The organism is Sphingobacterium arenae (genome assembly GCF_014692505.1).
Lineage (GTDB): Bacteria > Bacteroidota > Bacteroidia > Sphingobacteriales > Sphingobacteriaceae > Sphingobacterium > Sphingobacterium arenae.
The window spans coordinates 78,349-94,221 of sequence record NZ_JACNYK010000008.1; the positions used below are offsets into that span (position 1 = coordinate 78,349).

General features: G+C 45.1%; 10 protein-coding genes. 2 read left to right on the top strand and 8 right to left on the bottom strand.

Going from position 1 to position 15,873, the window contains the following annotated elements:
* Positions 1-137 precede the first annotated feature (137 nt).
* The 8 genes from H8B17_RS19650 to rsgA form a co-directional block, all read right to left on the bottom strand.
* The gene (locus H8B17_RS19650; protein ID WP_190310944.1) at positions 138-1,130 is read right to left on the bottom strand and encodes a mannose-1-phosphate guanylyltransferase; all 993 of its coding nucleotides are present in this window, start codon (positions 1,128-1,130) and stop codon (positions 138-140) included.
* Positions 1,131-1,135: 5 nt separating this feature from the next.
* Positions 1,136-1,684 (bottom strand): 3'-5' exonuclease, encoded by a 549-nt coding sequence (locus tag H8B17_RS19655; RefSeq protein ID WP_190310945.1) that lies wholly within the window; start codon positions 1,682-1,684, stop codon positions 1,136-1,138.
* A 558-nt stretch (positions 1,685-2,242) separates the two neighbouring features.
* Positions 2,243-3,523: a replication-associated recombination protein A gene (locus H8B17_RS19660; protein WP_190310946.1), complete on the bottom strand. Its 1,281-nt coding sequence runs from the start codon at positions 3,521-3,523 to the stop codon at positions 2,243-2,245.
* A 41-nt stretch (positions 3,524-3,564) separates the two neighbouring features.
* Positions 3,565-6,033 (bottom strand): YfhO family protein, encoded by a 2,469-nt coding sequence (locus H8B17_RS19665; RefSeq protein ID WP_190310947.1) that lies wholly within the window; start codon positions 6,031-6,033, stop codon positions 3,565-3,567.
* Positions 6,034-6,105: 72 nt separating this feature from the next.
* On the bottom strand, positions 6,106-6,792 hold the full coding sequence (locus tag H8B17_RS19670) for a potassium channel family protein (protein ID WP_190310948.1): 687 nt from the start codon (positions 6,790-6,792) through the stop codon (positions 6,106-6,108).
* On the bottom strand, positions 6,792-8,570 hold the full coding sequence (locus H8B17_RS19675) for a TrkH family potassium uptake protein (RefSeq protein WP_223816695.1): 1,779 nt from the start codon (positions 8,568-8,570) through the stop codon (positions 6,792-6,794). The genes H8B17_RS19670 and H8B17_RS19675 overlap by 1 nt, the downstream gene beginning before the upstream one ends.
* Before the next feature lie 36 nt (positions 8,571-8,606).
* On the bottom strand, positions 8,607-10,397 hold the full coding sequence (locus tag H8B17_RS19680; RefSeq protein WP_190310949.1) for an AsmA family protein: 1,791 nt from the start codon (positions 10,395-10,397) through the stop codon (positions 8,607-8,609).
* Between the two features lie 107 nt (positions 10,398-10,504).
* Positions 10,505-11,425, bottom strand: a complete 921-nt coding sequence (rsgA, locus tag H8B17_RS19685; protein WP_190310950.1) for a ribosome small subunit-dependent GTPase A — start codon at positions 11,423-11,425, stop codon at positions 10,505-10,507.
* Positions 11,426-11,917: 492 nt separating this feature from the next.
* Here rsgA and polA point away from each other — a divergent pair, with 492 nt between their 5' ends.
* Together polA and H8B17_RS19695 are read left to right on the top strand one after the other, a co-directional pair.
* The gene (polA, locus tag H8B17_RS19690; RefSeq protein WP_190310971.1) at positions 11,918-14,719 is read left to right on the top strand and encodes a DNA polymerase I; all 2,802 of its coding nucleotides are present in this window, start codon (positions 11,918-11,920) and stop codon (positions 14,717-14,719) included.
* Positions 14,720-14,723: 4 nt separating this feature from the next.
* The gene (locus tag H8B17_RS19695) at positions 14,724-15,842 is read left to right on the top strand and encodes a toxin-antitoxin system YwqK family antitoxin (RefSeq protein WP_190310951.1); all 1,119 of its coding nucleotides are present in this window, start codon (positions 14,724-14,726) and stop codon (positions 15,840-15,842) included.
* The last annotated feature ends 31 nt before the right edge of the window (positions 15,843-15,873 follow it).

Genomic DNA, 15,873 nt, shown 5'->3' on the forward strand with positions numbered 1-15,873 from the left:
TAATAATTTTGTTTTCACAATTCCCCGGTGAACGTCTCTCTTTACTATTTATATGTTAAGACATTACAATAATACAGCCAATATTACAAAAATCAAACGATTAATGTGGTTTAAACGCTACTATTAATTAATTTTTTTTAAATCAACGGAGAATTTTCTTTTTCTAATAGCTCATAAACGTGTTTTACGTCTTGCGCAAAAGCCTTATCCATAATTAAAACAGCATCTGCTGTATTGACGACTATGCAGTTTTGTAGGCCGAGAAAAACAATGTGTTTTTTGTTTTCGCCGATAACGATATTTCCCTGTTCATCTTTCGGGTGTCCTTTCGAAATAAGATAATGGTATAGGGAGTCAAAAGACCCCATATCGGACCACTGAAAGAAGGAGGGAACAACTTTAATACTGTCGCTTCGCTCCATAATGGCGTAATCCACACTCTTTGAGGGTATCTTAAGCGACAATTCGGCATCTAATACACCCTCTCTCATCGTGTCAAAAGCTACTTTGGCGGCGGTATATACCTTCGGATCGAAGCGTTCCAATTCCTGTAGGTAGGCGGATGCTTTAAAGCAGAAGATGCCGGAATTCCACAAGAAATTTCCACTTTTTAGGAAATCTTTTGCTGTTTCATAGTTGGGTTTCTCCCGGAAGGATAGCACATCATTGCCCTCGGATTCTATATATCCGTACCCGGTTTCTGGTCGGGTAGGGTTTATACCAAAGGTGACAAGACCTCCTTCTTTAGCAAATTCAATCCCACGCTTGATGGCTTGCAAGTACTGTTCGTCTCCCTCAATCAGGTGGTCGGAAGGGGTGACAATCAGGATATCATCTGGTTGGCGCGATAAGGCGGCAAAAGCGATCGCCGCAGCGGTATTCCGGGGTACAGTTTCCACGATAATATCGTGAGATACGGCTTTCAAGTCTTCTTTCGCGAGGTCGATATTTTGTACGGAGCCTACCAAAACGACATGCTCGCAGATGGCTTGATTTCGCTCAATCGTTAGTTTAAATAAGGATTTTTCGTTAAAAATAGGCAAATACTGCTTGGGTTTCGATTTACGCGAAAGAGGCCATAACCGGGAGCCTACTCCACCAGATAAGATTACGTTTATTATTTTTCCCATAATGGCTATGCTTTGGTTTGTTCTTCTGTTTGAAAATGTTTTTCTATTAAAGCGTTTGTGATTTCATCGCGCTTAAGATAAAGTTGTGCGCTCGCCATCGCATCCGAAAGGGGGTCGTGATGGTGCAGCTCAATACCCATAATGTGGCAACAGATGCTTAGCTTGGTACGCTTAAATCCTTTTTTTCGATAAATTTCACTCGTGCACTCCCAAATAGGCGATAGTTGCAGCATCTTATAGTCCAGTTCGTACATCTTCATCGTCTTGATAAGCACCTCTCTATCGAATTTCTCGTTGTGTGCTACCATTCGGCTACCTTTGAGGTAATTTTCGATCGTGGGAAAAAGTTCTAAGAAAGTAGGGGCGGCGAGGGTATCTTTGGGTTTAATGCCGTGTACGCGGGTCGTCTGCCACATGTATTGGTTTTTTGGGGGACGCACCAGGCTATGGAATTGATCCACAATCTTTCCCTTTTCCACCTTTACAATACCAACGGCGCATACACTGGTATAAGCTGCTGTAGCGAGTTCAAAATCTATTGCCGTAAAGGTCATTCTTTTTTATATTATTATTTATTGTAATGTTTACAAAGATACCTATTCTCTTTTTCTTTTTTTCTTGACAAAAATCTTCCCTTCATTTTTTGTCTTGACACAAAAAACGAAGCAAAAAAAGTCAAGACTTGCATGGTTCCGCTACCTTTACTTGTCTATTCCTGAACAGAATGGAACTCACTGCGTTCGGACAACATTCTGTTCTATACGGAATAGCCTACGTAAAGCTGGCCGCGGAACAATGCGAGGTCGTTTTAACACGCGGAATCGCTGGGCAATTAAGAGTCGCTTTCGGCACGCTACTTGATCGGGTTATAACCCTAAAAACTTTTCGAAAAACTTCCAAAGTCTATTGGTGTCATGCAGTTATTGCACAATCCCCTATTAACCTTTGGTGTGGCATCCGGATATTTGAGGGCTACAGAAATCCATCCTTAGTACTATCCACTATCTCAAATATCTGAAGCGACGAGGTTTATGGATAAGTGTTTATTTTGGCATCCATGAGCTCACTTCGTTCGGTTTGGTTCTTTTCACGGGGAAAAGAACATAAAAAAATTAATAATGATAACGCTCTCGCCATTTGCTCCGCAGCGACTCCCTTATCTTATTCTCTGCAGCGTTGTTTCCGGGATCGTAGAGTACGGTGCCGCTGATTTTATCCGGAAAGAACTCTTGTTCGACAAAGTTGCCGGGGTAGCTGTGTGCATATTTGTATTTTGTACCGTAATCCAGTTCCTTCATCAGCTTCGTGGGAGCGTTGCGCAGGTGTAAGGGCACGGGAAGATCGCCTGTTTGCCGCACGAGCGCTTGGGCTTTGCCGATGGCTTCATAGGCGGCATTGCTCTTAGCCGACGACGCCAGATAGGTTACGGTCTGTGCTAAAATAATACGGGATTCCGGCCAGCCGATAACATTGACCGCCTGAAAGCAGTTATTGGCCAACAACAGTGCATTCGGATTCGCATTGCCGATATCTTCAGACGCCAGGATAAGTAGACGTCGTGCGATAAAGGAAGGGTCTTCGCCGCCTTCTACCATGCGTGCCAGCCAATAAACCGCTGCGTTGGGATCACTTCCGCGAATAGATTTAATAAAAGCGGAAATAATATCGTAGTGTTGTTCGCCGGTTTTATCGTACAAGGCCATATTCTGCTGAACTTGTTTAAGCACAAACGCGTTGGTAACGGGTTGCTTTTGCACATGGGCAGCGTGTACAACCAATTCGAATACGTTCAGTAGCTTGCGGGCGTCTCCACCGGATAACCGGAACAAAGCTTCGTACTCTTCTATCTCTACGGGATGCTCCTGCAGGTAAGCGTCCTGTGCGATAGCCTGTTCTAAGATGGCCGTTAACTCCTGCTCAGAGAGGTGCTCCAACACGTACACTTGACAACGGGAAAGCAAAGCGGAAATCACTTCGAAGGAGGGGTTTTCGGTAGTGGCTCCGATGAGCGTTACCAATCCGCGCTCGACTGCGCCCAACAAGGAGTCTTGTTGTGATTTGGAAAACCGATGAATCTCGTCGATAAAGAGGATAGGTTGTTCTTGATTGAACTGGTATAATTTATCGGCTTTATCAATCACTTCCCGGATATCTTTCACCCCAGACTGGATGGCGCTTAACGAAAAAAAAGGGCGTCCCAGCTCGCGCGCAATGAGCAAAGCTAGGCTGGTCTTACCGACGCCGGGCGGCCCCCAAAAGATCATGGAGGGTATATTTTTCTGCTCCACAGCGTTGCGAAGGACCGCACCTTCGCCAATGATGTGTCTTTGTCCAATATAATCGGCAAGGCCTTTGGGGCGCATCCGTTCTGCTAAAGGTATCGATGTTGCCATAAAGCAAACATACTAATTTTTTTAGTTACCTCTAGCCGTTCTTAAGCGGTATTTTTTACTTTTCGCGTTCCTCGCCAGACGGCAAGACCAAGCCCGATGACCAATATAATAGAGGCTATCAACGAAATTAAATTGCTAATCTCCACAGTTTTAGGCGCAAAAACAAACGAAATGGTATGGTTCCCGCCAGGGACTTGCAAAGCGCGAAGTATATAGTCTGCCCGGATAATCGGAACTTCTTCGCCATCGATATAGGCTTTCCAGCCTTTCTCGTAAAACACTTCCGAAAAAACAGCGAACGCGTCTGTAGGCGAGGTGTATTCGTATTGCAAGGTATCCGGATGGTAGGACACGAGTTTGATTTCTGCGTTTTCAGATTTCCCCACACGCGAGATATTCAGCTTGTTTTTAAACTCCTCGTGTACAAAAGCCTCTTTTTGCGGATCAAAGCTGCCGATCGCTTGCATCTCTTGGGCGTTGCTATTGACGAAGGTAACGCGGTCTACAAACCAGGCGTTTCCGGCGGCTGTACTCCGGCGCTTAATTTGTTCGGCTCCGTTTTCAGGGTTTTTCGTAATCAGATACCGTACGTTGAACATATCCAACACATCTTCGTTCATAGCGCCATTGAACTGATGTTCTAACACTTCTTGAAACCGCATCAGCTTGGCGGCATGGTATCCGCCCAGGCTTTTGTGATAGAAGGATGCTCGGGCGTCGGAAAACGGATTGGTCGTTAAGTCAATGACACGGTAGCTCAAATCTTTATCCATCCGGATCAGCTGATCAACTTCCCGTTCGGGGATCCGCGTGTTGGAAGCTCGCTCATCGACGAAGGAATCATCGTTCAGATAACGTTTATCTACCGACCAGAGATCGGCCAGGATAACCACGCCTAAAACACCGATAAACAACGGTACGCTTATTTTCTTCTTGAGATAGAACCACACCAGCCCGAACATGACCAGGACAATGAAGAAAGATCGGTAGGCATCTGCGGACGCCAATGAAGCGCGGTCTTTGACCAATGCGCTAGCCACCTGTCCGGCCGCATTCTTATCACCAAATGCCTGTTCTAACGAGGAGATCAACTGTTGATGTTGGCTATTCCGGAAGTCCAAAAACAGGCTTGGCATGAGGGCTATCACCAGACATACCCCGCCTACGCCAATAAAGGTGTAGAGCACTTTTTTGTCTAGTTGTGGAATTTGATCGGCGCGGGTAAAAAGCTCATTTACGGCCAGGATGGCCAACAGCGGGATCAGGATTGCCGGAATGACGAGAATAGATTCGACCGCCCTAAACTTATTATACATCGGGAAATAGTCGAAAAACAAATCGGAAACCAACGGAAAATGACGTCCGAACGCCAGCAGGATCGTGAGGATAGTCGCGGTAAGAATCCACCATTTGAGGCGATCCTTAACAATAACCAACCCTAGAATGAACAGAAATATGATCGCAGCCCCGAAATACCAAGGCCCCGAGGTAAACATCTTTTCTCCCCAGTAAGTGGGTAGCTGACCAGCGAACTGTGCGGCTTGTGCCTCCGGGATACCGAGGTCAACCATGGTTTTGGTAACTTCTGACTTACCGTCTAACACACCTCCGCTACGACCACCATAGGCATTGGGGATCAAGAATGTGATATTTTCACCTACGCCCTGGCTCCACTCGTAGGCGTATTGCTTATCAAGACCGGCTGATTTGCCGCCACTATCGTCTACTTTCTGAATGTTGGCCTTGCCACGAATGGTGAGCTGGCTATACTCGTAGGTAGGAAACAAGACGGAGGCGTTCACCAATACAGCCAGGACTACTGCGCCAAGCTGTAAAGCCGAGGCTTGCAAAAACGGCTTCCACTGCTTATTCCGAATGGCGTGATAGAGTTCGAACCCAACCAGAACCAACAGGGCAAGGAACAGATAGTATGTCATCTGGATGTGGTTTGCCCGGATCTCTAGCGCGAGAAACAGGGTGAGCAGAACGGGACCCCATAGCCTGCTTCCACGATAACATAATAATAGCGCGCCGATAATCGGTGCCAAATAGGCAATGGCGTAGGCTTTATTGAGATGGCCAGCTTCAATATAAATAAAATTGTAGGATGTAAATGCCAAGGCTACAGCACCGACAGCGGCCAGCCATGGCTTGACACGTAGTACGGAAAACAGGAAATAACCACCCAAAAGGTAGATCAGCACGATATCGGTAGGGGCTGGAAAAACTCGGCTGATACCTCTATTGATATAAGAAGTTATATTGTTGGCATGTTCGTACCATATCTGATAGGTGGGCATACCACCAAACATGGCGTTGGTCCAGTTTGGTGCATGCCCGTCTTTTTCCTTATAGTCAAAAAGCTCTTTTTGACTACCTGCTGCTTGAACAACATCGGACTGAACCAACGTTTTACCACCAAAAATTGGCGAAAAATAAAAGAACACCAAGGCGATACATATCGCGATAATGATAAAGTGCGTTGCATTCTCCTTAAACCACTGCTTCATATGTTTGTAATATCTCTAAATTGCTTTTGTATCAACGTCAAAAATATATAAATAATTGGAATCCGCGGGCTATTAATCGGTTTTTTGTATTAAACGTTGAATGTCGGACAGCTCACCGAACAGCACCAGCAGGTCTCCTTCGGACAGTTTGGTCTCGGATCCGGCAATACCGGATGCTTCGTTACGAACGGTGACCTTCCCTCCTACCTTCTCCTCGTAGGTCTTGACGGTGGTGAGGACGATCACTTTGTATTGGTTGGTGAGATCGGCTTCCTTCAGGGTCATCCCCACGTATTTGGAAGGAACACGTGTTTCCACAATGCTATAACGATCGGATATTTTGAACGAGTCGATAATATCAACATTGTCTAGCCGCATGGCTAACCGCTCGGCGGCTTCTTCTTCAGGCATGATATAATCGCTAATTTGCATGGCTTCGAGCACTGTTTTCTGTAGATCGGAAACCACCCGACCAATGATTCGCTTGACATTAAGCTGTTTAAGCAAAGCCGTGGTAAGGAGGGAAGCTCCTTCATCTTCGCCGATAGCGACAATGACTGCTTGGGAATCTTTGAGTGGCAGAGAAGTCATGGCTTCTCGATCGGTTGTATCCATACAGACGGTATGGGTGATCCGGTCTTTGAGTTGTTCGACAATGGCCAATTTTTTATCTACCGCAATCACTTCGTGGCCCAATTCCGTTAGATGCACGGCCAGCGATTTTCCAAAATGTCCGAGTCCTAAAACGATATACTTCATTAAAATAAAATCTTTTCTGTGGGATAAATATAGCTTTTGTTTTTGGTGTTCTTGATAAAGGCCACCAACAAAGTTAAGGTACCTACCCGGCCGACAAACATCGTAATAGCTACAATAATCTTGCCTGTTGCGGATAGGGAGGGCGTGATACCCAAGCTCAGCCCGCAAGTGGAATAGGCAGAAACGATTTCGAATAAGAGGGCTTTCATTTTTTGCTCGGGGTCGGTAAAGTTCAGCAATACAAAGCTCAGCGTGATGGTGAGCACCGAAAGGACAATAATGGCAAATGCCTTGTTGATAGATTCTGCCGCTATCCGGCGTTTGTAAATTTCGATAGATTCCTTGCCTCGGGCCAAAGCAATGATATTTAAGACAGCGAGGGCGACCGTAGTGACCTTCACGCCACCTCCGGTAGAACCGGGCGATGCGCCCATCCACATCAACGTTACCATCATGATCAACGTGGGACCGGCGACAAAATTGACGTTCACACTATCAAATCCGGCTGATCGGGCAGAGTTTGCCATCAAAAAAGAGGTGACCCAGTCGCCAATAAAAGACGACTCATCTGCCAAGGTATGGTTACGCTCCAAGAGGTAATACGATAGGGTGGCTATCAGTAATACGATCGCATTGCACCATAGAATAAACCGTGTATTAAATGTAAATGCCCGCGGCTTGTGGATATAGGGCTGGCGAAGGAATAACCGGTGTACCAACTGCTTGGCTTTCTGCCGCAGGAAGGTGTAGAAATTATATACCGTACCGAAACCCAATCCGCCTAATATAAAGGAGCAAGCTATGGTTATCTGAAAGGCATAATTGAATCGATAGGTATCTCGCCCGATCCCGTCAGGTAATATCGTGAACCCGGCATTACAGAACGAGGAAATGGCGTGAAATGCAGCGAAAAATATGCGGTCGCTCACGGATTCAAACGAGCGGGCATCCAGCGAAAAGAAAATAAAGATACCCCCGATCAGCTCGAAGAAGAGCGTAATAAAGATAATCGTCAGCAGGGTAGAAATGACGGAATTCAGCTTATTCTCTCCTAATATTTCGCCAAACATCAGTTGGTTTTTATAGGAAAATCCGCCGGAGAAAAAGTATCCGAAAAACCCGGTGAAGGTCATGATACCCAGGCCGCCGATCTGGATGAGCAACATGACGACGCTTTGTCCGAATAGGGAAAAGTTGGTCGAAATATCGGTGACGGTGAGCCCGGTAATGCATACGGCGCTAGTAGCCATAAACAGGGCGTCGACGAAACTCAACGGCGCGAGAAGCGTGGTGCGAGGCAACATCAACAGCACCGTTCCCAGAAGGATGAGCGCGAGAAAACTGATGACGAATAGGATCGTGGGGTTGAAATAGAAGTTATCGAAAAAGAGGCTGTTCCGGGATAATTCGGACAGGAATACCAGTGCTATTCCGAGATAAACCCATTCCATTTTGGCAAAGTATGCCCAGCCTGCCAGTCGGGAAAGACTAATGAGCAGGAAGTATGCAAATAACACCAAGCCGGAAATATGGGACACATTGATCGTCCGTTGGGCGAGGACGGCGGCTACGGTACGGAGTGTGCCGAGGATGAAGAGGAAGTAAAACATCCCAATGACGGTGTTTTCGGACGTTTCGACCACCTGCTTGTCGGTAATGTAGCCGATGTGGGTGAGGGTCATGACGGCGCACACCATGCTCAGGTAGAACATCGTACGATCCACCAATTTATGCCTATATTTTAGTAAAAATTTTAAAAACCCGATGATTGCAGCCATGCCTGATATTCTTCTCTTTCTTGCTCCCGTGCTGGTCTATTCTTCTTTCTTTTTGAACAAACGCTTAAAAAATCCTTTTGTTTCCTGGGAGGATTCTTTCGTTTGCTCAACGACATGTTGTGCGATTTCTGCCCGCTCTTTCCATTTTTGTTCGCGTTCTGCACTGATACCTGCCGTTTGTTTGATACCATCGAGTAAACTTTCCCACAGGTTCTTGAAAAATGTATGCTCGGGAACGCGTTTGTGATTTACTTTTCCGACATGGTATTTTTCATTCGCATCGGGGTTACTGTCGTTAATAATCATTTTGTTCACCAAAAATGATGCGATCTTCAGCGAACTCTTCTTTCGCGGTTTATCGGGATCGGCTTTTAAATCGATTTTTAGGTTATCGTAATCGAACCGGAATTCGCCGCGGCTGCGATAGTCGGTACCGGTGATATGGAAACGAATACCGCGAATATTCCCGGAAGCGATTTCCACGTTCAGCAGGGGGTATAAAACACGGTTGAAATCGGGGGCATTCATACGCCCCAGGGTACCCGTATAACTATGCTCGCCGGTTTTGCTCAACATATCAAAACGAAACTTGGCGTGCAGATTTCCTTTGTTCATAACGCGGGCAGATAAATCGGCCAGCATGTATTTGTCTTTCGCTAAAGCAAGTGTATCGTTGGTGACATTGGTTAGTGTTCCGGTTGCGTCATCAAAGCTGATCTCCCCCTCTCGGGAATACTTACCACTCATTTCACCATAAACGACATCAATATTTTTCACGAAAATGGTATCTATCCGGATCATTTGCTTTACCCGCATCAACTTCTGATGAGGTGCCTGGCCTATTTGGTTAACCGGTTGTTTCGGGTATCGCTTGTCGCCATACAATTTGGCATGCCCGTTGTTCACGTATATACGCTCGGCCACTGTTTGCTGTTTTTCAATCAACCTTTTAAAGTCTAACTGTTCGATGTACAATGTATCAAAATGTAAATCGGTGCGTGTTACGTTTTTACGGTGTTTTTTATAGAAAGCGGCTTTGGATAGAGCGGGTTTGTAGTCTACTTGGGTTAACAAGAGGGTTTTTGTTTCGGTGTTGATTTGCAACGCTTCGAAATTAGCGGTGTAAAATCCATTCGAAAATGCATATTCGAAGCCCGGTATAAAGGCTTCAATCCGCTTGGTATAATAGAGCCGGGATGTATCGGACTGGGCATTTTCGTCGATCAAAATATCTTCCACACGGATTTGGAGACTATCCAGACCAAAGTCTGTCGATTCGCCGTCTTCCCCCAGCTTGCTATAATTGAATGCGGCATTTGCTATATCAATGCGTCCGATATTCACTTCCTTGAACACTCCTTTGATACTTTCGTATAAGCTTTTTTTTGGTTTCTCGGCAGAAATGGTGTCGTTATAAGCGTGGTATGTATTCTTCAATCGGATACGCGGCTCCGTCAAATCAATGGATTTGATATTCAGTTCTCGATTTCGGAGTATATCCAGGATACCAAAACGCTTTACTTTCAGCTCTTTAATTTCGATATCATACAGGTTGTCTGGTGCAAGCTTAGCGGCCTCCATCTGGGCGTACACCAGCGTATCGGCTCTTAAAACAGCATTTTTTAAGGTGAGATTTCCTAGAGCGATGGTCATGTCCAGATCGTCATAATGCAATTGGTATAGGCTATCGGTAGAACTTTTAACGAGTTCTTTCAATTGCTGTTCCACTAAAGGTTTCCAGTTACGGGAGAAATACCAAGATATTCCCGCCAACGCAACGACAATCAATACGAGAATGCCGATGACCCATTTCCAAATTGATTTCATATATAAACGGTTTGCAATCGTAGATATTTCATATGTGGTTCTTAAATTATACGCGCTAACTCTCCTTTAACAACAACTTAATCCCTATGAATGTTTTGTTTTACTTTTTAGTTCCTGGTATCTTGGTTATGATATATACTTAAATAACTTTCGTAACGAGACGATTCGATTTCGCCACTTTCCACAGCTTCGACCACCACACAGCCGGGCTCATTGATATGCCTACAATTATGAAAACGACAGGCATTTAAACGGGCACGCATCTCTGGAAAAAAATGGGCTAATTCGGCTTTTTCAATATCAACAATGCCCAGCTCCTTTATACCGGGGGTGTCGATCAGCTTTCCACCGAAGGACAGATCAATCATTTCGGCAAAAGTGGTGGTGTGTTTCCCCTTATCAGACCAGTCTGATATTTTGCCCGTTTTTAATTCGACAGTGGGTTCTATAGCATTAATGAGGGTTGATTTTCCCACACCGGAATGACCGGATACTAATGTAATCTTATCTTTTAACAACTGACGTATGTTCTCGATATTCGTCTTTTTCTGGGCGGAGACGGCATAACAGGAATAACCGATCTGTTCGTAGATCGTCATGTAATCTGTCAAGATATCTATGCCTTCATCGGAAAAGAGATCCAGCTTGTTGAAGACTAAAATTGCGGGAATATCATAGGCTTCGGCAGTGACTAAAAAACGGTCTATAAAACCCAAAGAGGTGGGCGGAGATGCCAACGTAACAACCAGCAGAGCTTGATCGAGGTTTGCACCGATAACTTGGGCTTGCTTCGAGAGATTAATAGAGCGGCGGATGATGTAGTTTCTACGCGGCTCCAAGGCCGTGATAACTGCGCTGTCCTGATCTGGCTCGTATTCATAATGTACCCAGTCCCCTACGGCAACGGGATTGGTGGTTTTAATTCCTTGGGTACGGAATTTCCCCTTGATACGGCATTGTACGCGCTTGCCCGCTTCATCCTCCACCAAATACCAACTTCCGGTCGATTTCGTTACCAAGCCACGCATAATTATAAAATATGTTTAGATGCCATAAAGCAAAAGTAGCTATTCTTTCTTCATTTTTTGTCTTGACACAAAAAACGAAGCAAAAAAGGTCAAGACTAAATATGGTTTTGCTATTTTCCATTGGCTACTCCTAAACAGCATGAAACTCGCTTTGCTCAAACATCATGCTATTTTTAACGTGGGTGTCTACATTCGTGTTATCTCGCATCTTTGTTTATCCTTATTTATCTTGATCCTATTCATCTTGATCCTTGTTAGCGCTATCCCGGTTCATGAGGTGCTTTCGAAACTAAAAGAATTCTATAATGAAGAGTTAACACGCTATACATTTGCACGATCTCCTATTAACGTTTAAAGGTCGCATCCGGATATTTGAAGTATGTAGAAATTTCCACTTTGCACGATCCATTATTTCAAATATCCGAAGCGACGACTTTTTTTGCTTCTTTTTTTAAGGTAAAAAAAGAAGAAGAAAGCTATATTTGTTAGATGGTGAAAAAATTATTTCTGCTAGACGGCATGGCCTTGATATACAGAGCGTATTTTGCGTTGAACAAAGTACCGCGCTTAACTTCCTATGGGTTGAATACCGGCGCTATTATGGGCTTCACAAATACGTTATTGGAGGTTTTGAAGAACCAGAACCCAACGCATATGGCGGTTGTATTCGATACAGAGGCTCCCACCAACCGACACTTAGAGTTTGAGGCTTACAAGGCGCAACGAGAAGCCATGCCGGAAGACTTAGCAAAATCGATCCCGTATATTTTTCGTCTTATTGAGGGGTTCAATATTCCGATTATAACGAAAGATGGTTATGAAGCGGATGATATTATTGGGACGCTCGCAAAAAAAGCAGAAACAGCAGGCTTTACCGTGTATTGTATGACGCCGGATAAAGATTTTGGCCAGTTGGTCTCGGAGAACATCTTTATTTATAAACCGGCCCGAATGGGCAATGGTGCTGAAGTTTTGGGTGTTTCCGAAATTTTGGAAAAATGGGAAATAGCAGACGTATCCCAGGTGATCGACATCTTGGGCCTTTGGGGAGACGCGGTAGATAACATCCCGGGCATCCCAGGTATAGGAGAAAAAACGGCTAAGAAACTCGTTCAGCAATATGGTTCTGTAGAAGCACTGATCGAACATAGCCATGAGCTGAAAGGAAAACAACGGGAAAATGTAGAAAACTTTGCCGAACAGGGATTGATCTCCAAAAAACTGGCGACGATCTTGCTCGATGTACCCGTAGAACTCGAGGAGAGTCAGCTGGAAATAGAGGAACCTGACCGGACGTCGTTGGAGCCGCTTTTTGCAGAATTGGAGTTTCGCACACTCGGCAAACGGGTTTTTGGCGAGGAATATAATGTGATAGAAAGTGCTGCCAAAAATCCATCTGGTCAAATGGATTTGTTTGCCACCTCTGCGTCTGAACTGACGGTAACGTCTGCCGTCGCTCCGACGGAACCATTGGTGGCAGGAATGAACGTCCATAACACGCCACATGAATATATTTTAGTAGATACCGAAGAGCAACAAAGGCAACTTGCCGGGCAATTGGCCACATTATCAAAATTTTGCTTCGATACGGAAACCACCTCGATCGATGCGTTAGCGGCGGATATCGTCGGGTTTTCTTTTGCTTTCGAAAAAGGAAAAGCGTATTACGTGCCTACGCCGGCAGATCGCTCGGAGGCGCAGGCTATCGTTGATATTTTTAAAACGGTATTTGAAGATACGCGCATTGAAAAAGTAGGACAGAATCTAAAATATGATATCCTGCTTCTATCCCGCTATGGTATACGTGTACAGGGCCCTCTATTTGACACCATGATAGCACACTATCTCATTGATCCGGATACGCGCCATAACATGGATATTCTGGCCGAGAATTATTTAGGATACACGCCGATTTCGATTACGGAACTTATCGGACCCAGAGGTAAAAAACAGGCGAACATGCGGGATGTGGAAGTTGAAAAGGTAGTGGAATATGCGGGTGAAGATGCAGACATTACGTGGCAACTGCACGAGGTATTGAGACCGTTACTAGAAGAAACACATACGCTTCGTCTTGCCGAGGAAGTAGAGTTTCCTCTCATCTATGTTTTGGCAGAAGTCGAAAAAAATGGGGTGAAAATTGACGTGGATACCTTAAAGACGTTTTCCGTCGCACTCGAGGAGGATATTAAACGACTGGAAAAGCAAATTTACGAAAAGGCGGGGGTGCAATTTAACATTGCCTCACCCAAACAGTTGGGCGAAGTACTTTTTGACAAGTTATACCTCGACCCGAAGGCCAAGAAGACCAAAACGGGTCAATACAAAACCGGCGAGGACGTGCTGCTTGCCCTAGCGCATAAATCGGACATCGTACAGGATATTTTGGATTTCCGCCAATTGCAAAAGTTGAAGTCGACCTACGTCGATGCGCTACCGGGGCTTATTCATCCCGAAACCGGATTAATCCATACCTCGTACAACCAAGCGGTGGCAGCCACGGGAAGGTTGAGCTCGACCAATCCAAACCTGCAGAATATTCCGATTCGCACGGAAAGGGGGCGGGAGGTCCGGAAGGCTTTCATTCCACGAAAGGAGGGGAATGTCCTTGTATCGGCCGATTACTCGCAAATTGAACTGCGCTTGATGGCCTCGCTCAGTGAGGACAAAAACATGTTGGATGCGTTCGAAGCGGGACATGACATCCACCGCGCCACCGCAGCGCGTGTATATGGAATACCGTTGGAAGAGGTGACTGCGGATCAGCGTAGAAATGCCAAGGCGGTTAACTTTGGGATTATATATGGGCAGTCTGCTTTTGGCCTTTCACAAAGCCTTAGCATTCCCCGAAAAGATGCGGCTGCGATTATCGACCAATATTTCTCCCAATACACGGGTATTCAAGAATATATGCGAAAAGCAATCGAGTTTGCGAAAGAGCACGGCTATGTAGAAACTATTTTAAAACGCCGACGTTATTTAAGAGATATCAACTCGGCAAACATGACTGTACGCGGCTTTGCGGAACGAAATGCGATTAACGCGCCTATACAGGGTTCTGCGGCAGACTTAATCAAAATTGCCATGATCAATATCCAGCAGGATTTGGTGGAAAATGGATTAACGAGCAAAATGATTATGCAGGTACATGATGAGCTGGTATTTGACGTACCTGAAGCAGAAGTGGAGCAGCTATCTGCCATCATCAGCGAGCGTATGAAAAATGCGATCGAATTGCAGGTACCGATTGAAGTAGAAACGGGCGCGGGAAACAATTGGCTGGAAGCTCATTAAAGATATGCAACGAACTGGGTTATTTCTTTTCTTATTATGTATCACGTTCTTCACGAGTGGACAACAACCGGACACGAGTGGAAAAATGACTTTGCTTGAAAAGGCTCCCATGGGTCTCGTCAGGTTCTATTTTGATGACTACTATTACTTGGTAGACAAGGATTGTTCGTTTAAATCAATCGAACGCGTATCGCAATTTCTGGTGGATAAGAACGTATTCCACGCAGATTTTCGGGATTTTGACCGCAATGGAACGGTGGTACTCACGGGTTATCATAATGCGGGCGTAAAGGAAGGGCCGTTTAAGGCTTATCATCCGGATGGGACTCTAAAATGGGAGGTCACTTTTGAACAGGGTCGCCCTATAGGGGATTGGAAGTATTATTATCCGGATGGAAAACCTATGATTACCGTTAATTACGACCAGGCGACGGGTCGCATAATGAGTTATTGGGACAGAAGAGGAAAGCAACAGATTAAGGAAGGCAACGGAAATTATATGTTCCGCATGCCTTTTGCCTTTTATAATGAATATGGCTACCCTTTTTTTGAGCGAAAGGGTCGTGTAAGAAATGGTTTGCCGCGGGGCTATTGGACGTCTCACCTGGTGGATCACCAAGAGAAGAAAATATTATATACGGAAGAGATCTTTGACGATAGGGGGGTATTGGAAAATGGCTATGACTTGTTTTTGGACGCGCGGTACTATACGCCCATGGCACTCCTGCCGACACCTTATTTTTATACCGCCGAACGGTTGCTTTCTAAACCCTGTACGTTTGATGACCATAGTGGGTTCAACACCTATTTATCGGAAAAATTTAGTGCTATGCTCCGAAGCAGTCCGACATTGACAAACATCGAGGATAAGTTCAGCTATGAAGTGTCATTGGATGAGGAAGGAAATCCAACAGATTTTACCCTCAAAGACTCGCTAATGACCAAAGAGCTAAACCGCTATGTAGAAATGGTTCTTCCAGAAATTCCGTTCTACTTTCCTTCGTTGGACAAAGCGGGAAATGGTATAATGGATACTTTAACGGTATATGGCAACCTGAGCATTAATGATGCAGGGCAGTTTCATTTTCATAGCTTTCGGATTGAAAGAGAAAAACAACCTTAGCTGATATCGCCGAAGTATCCTATATTTGTAA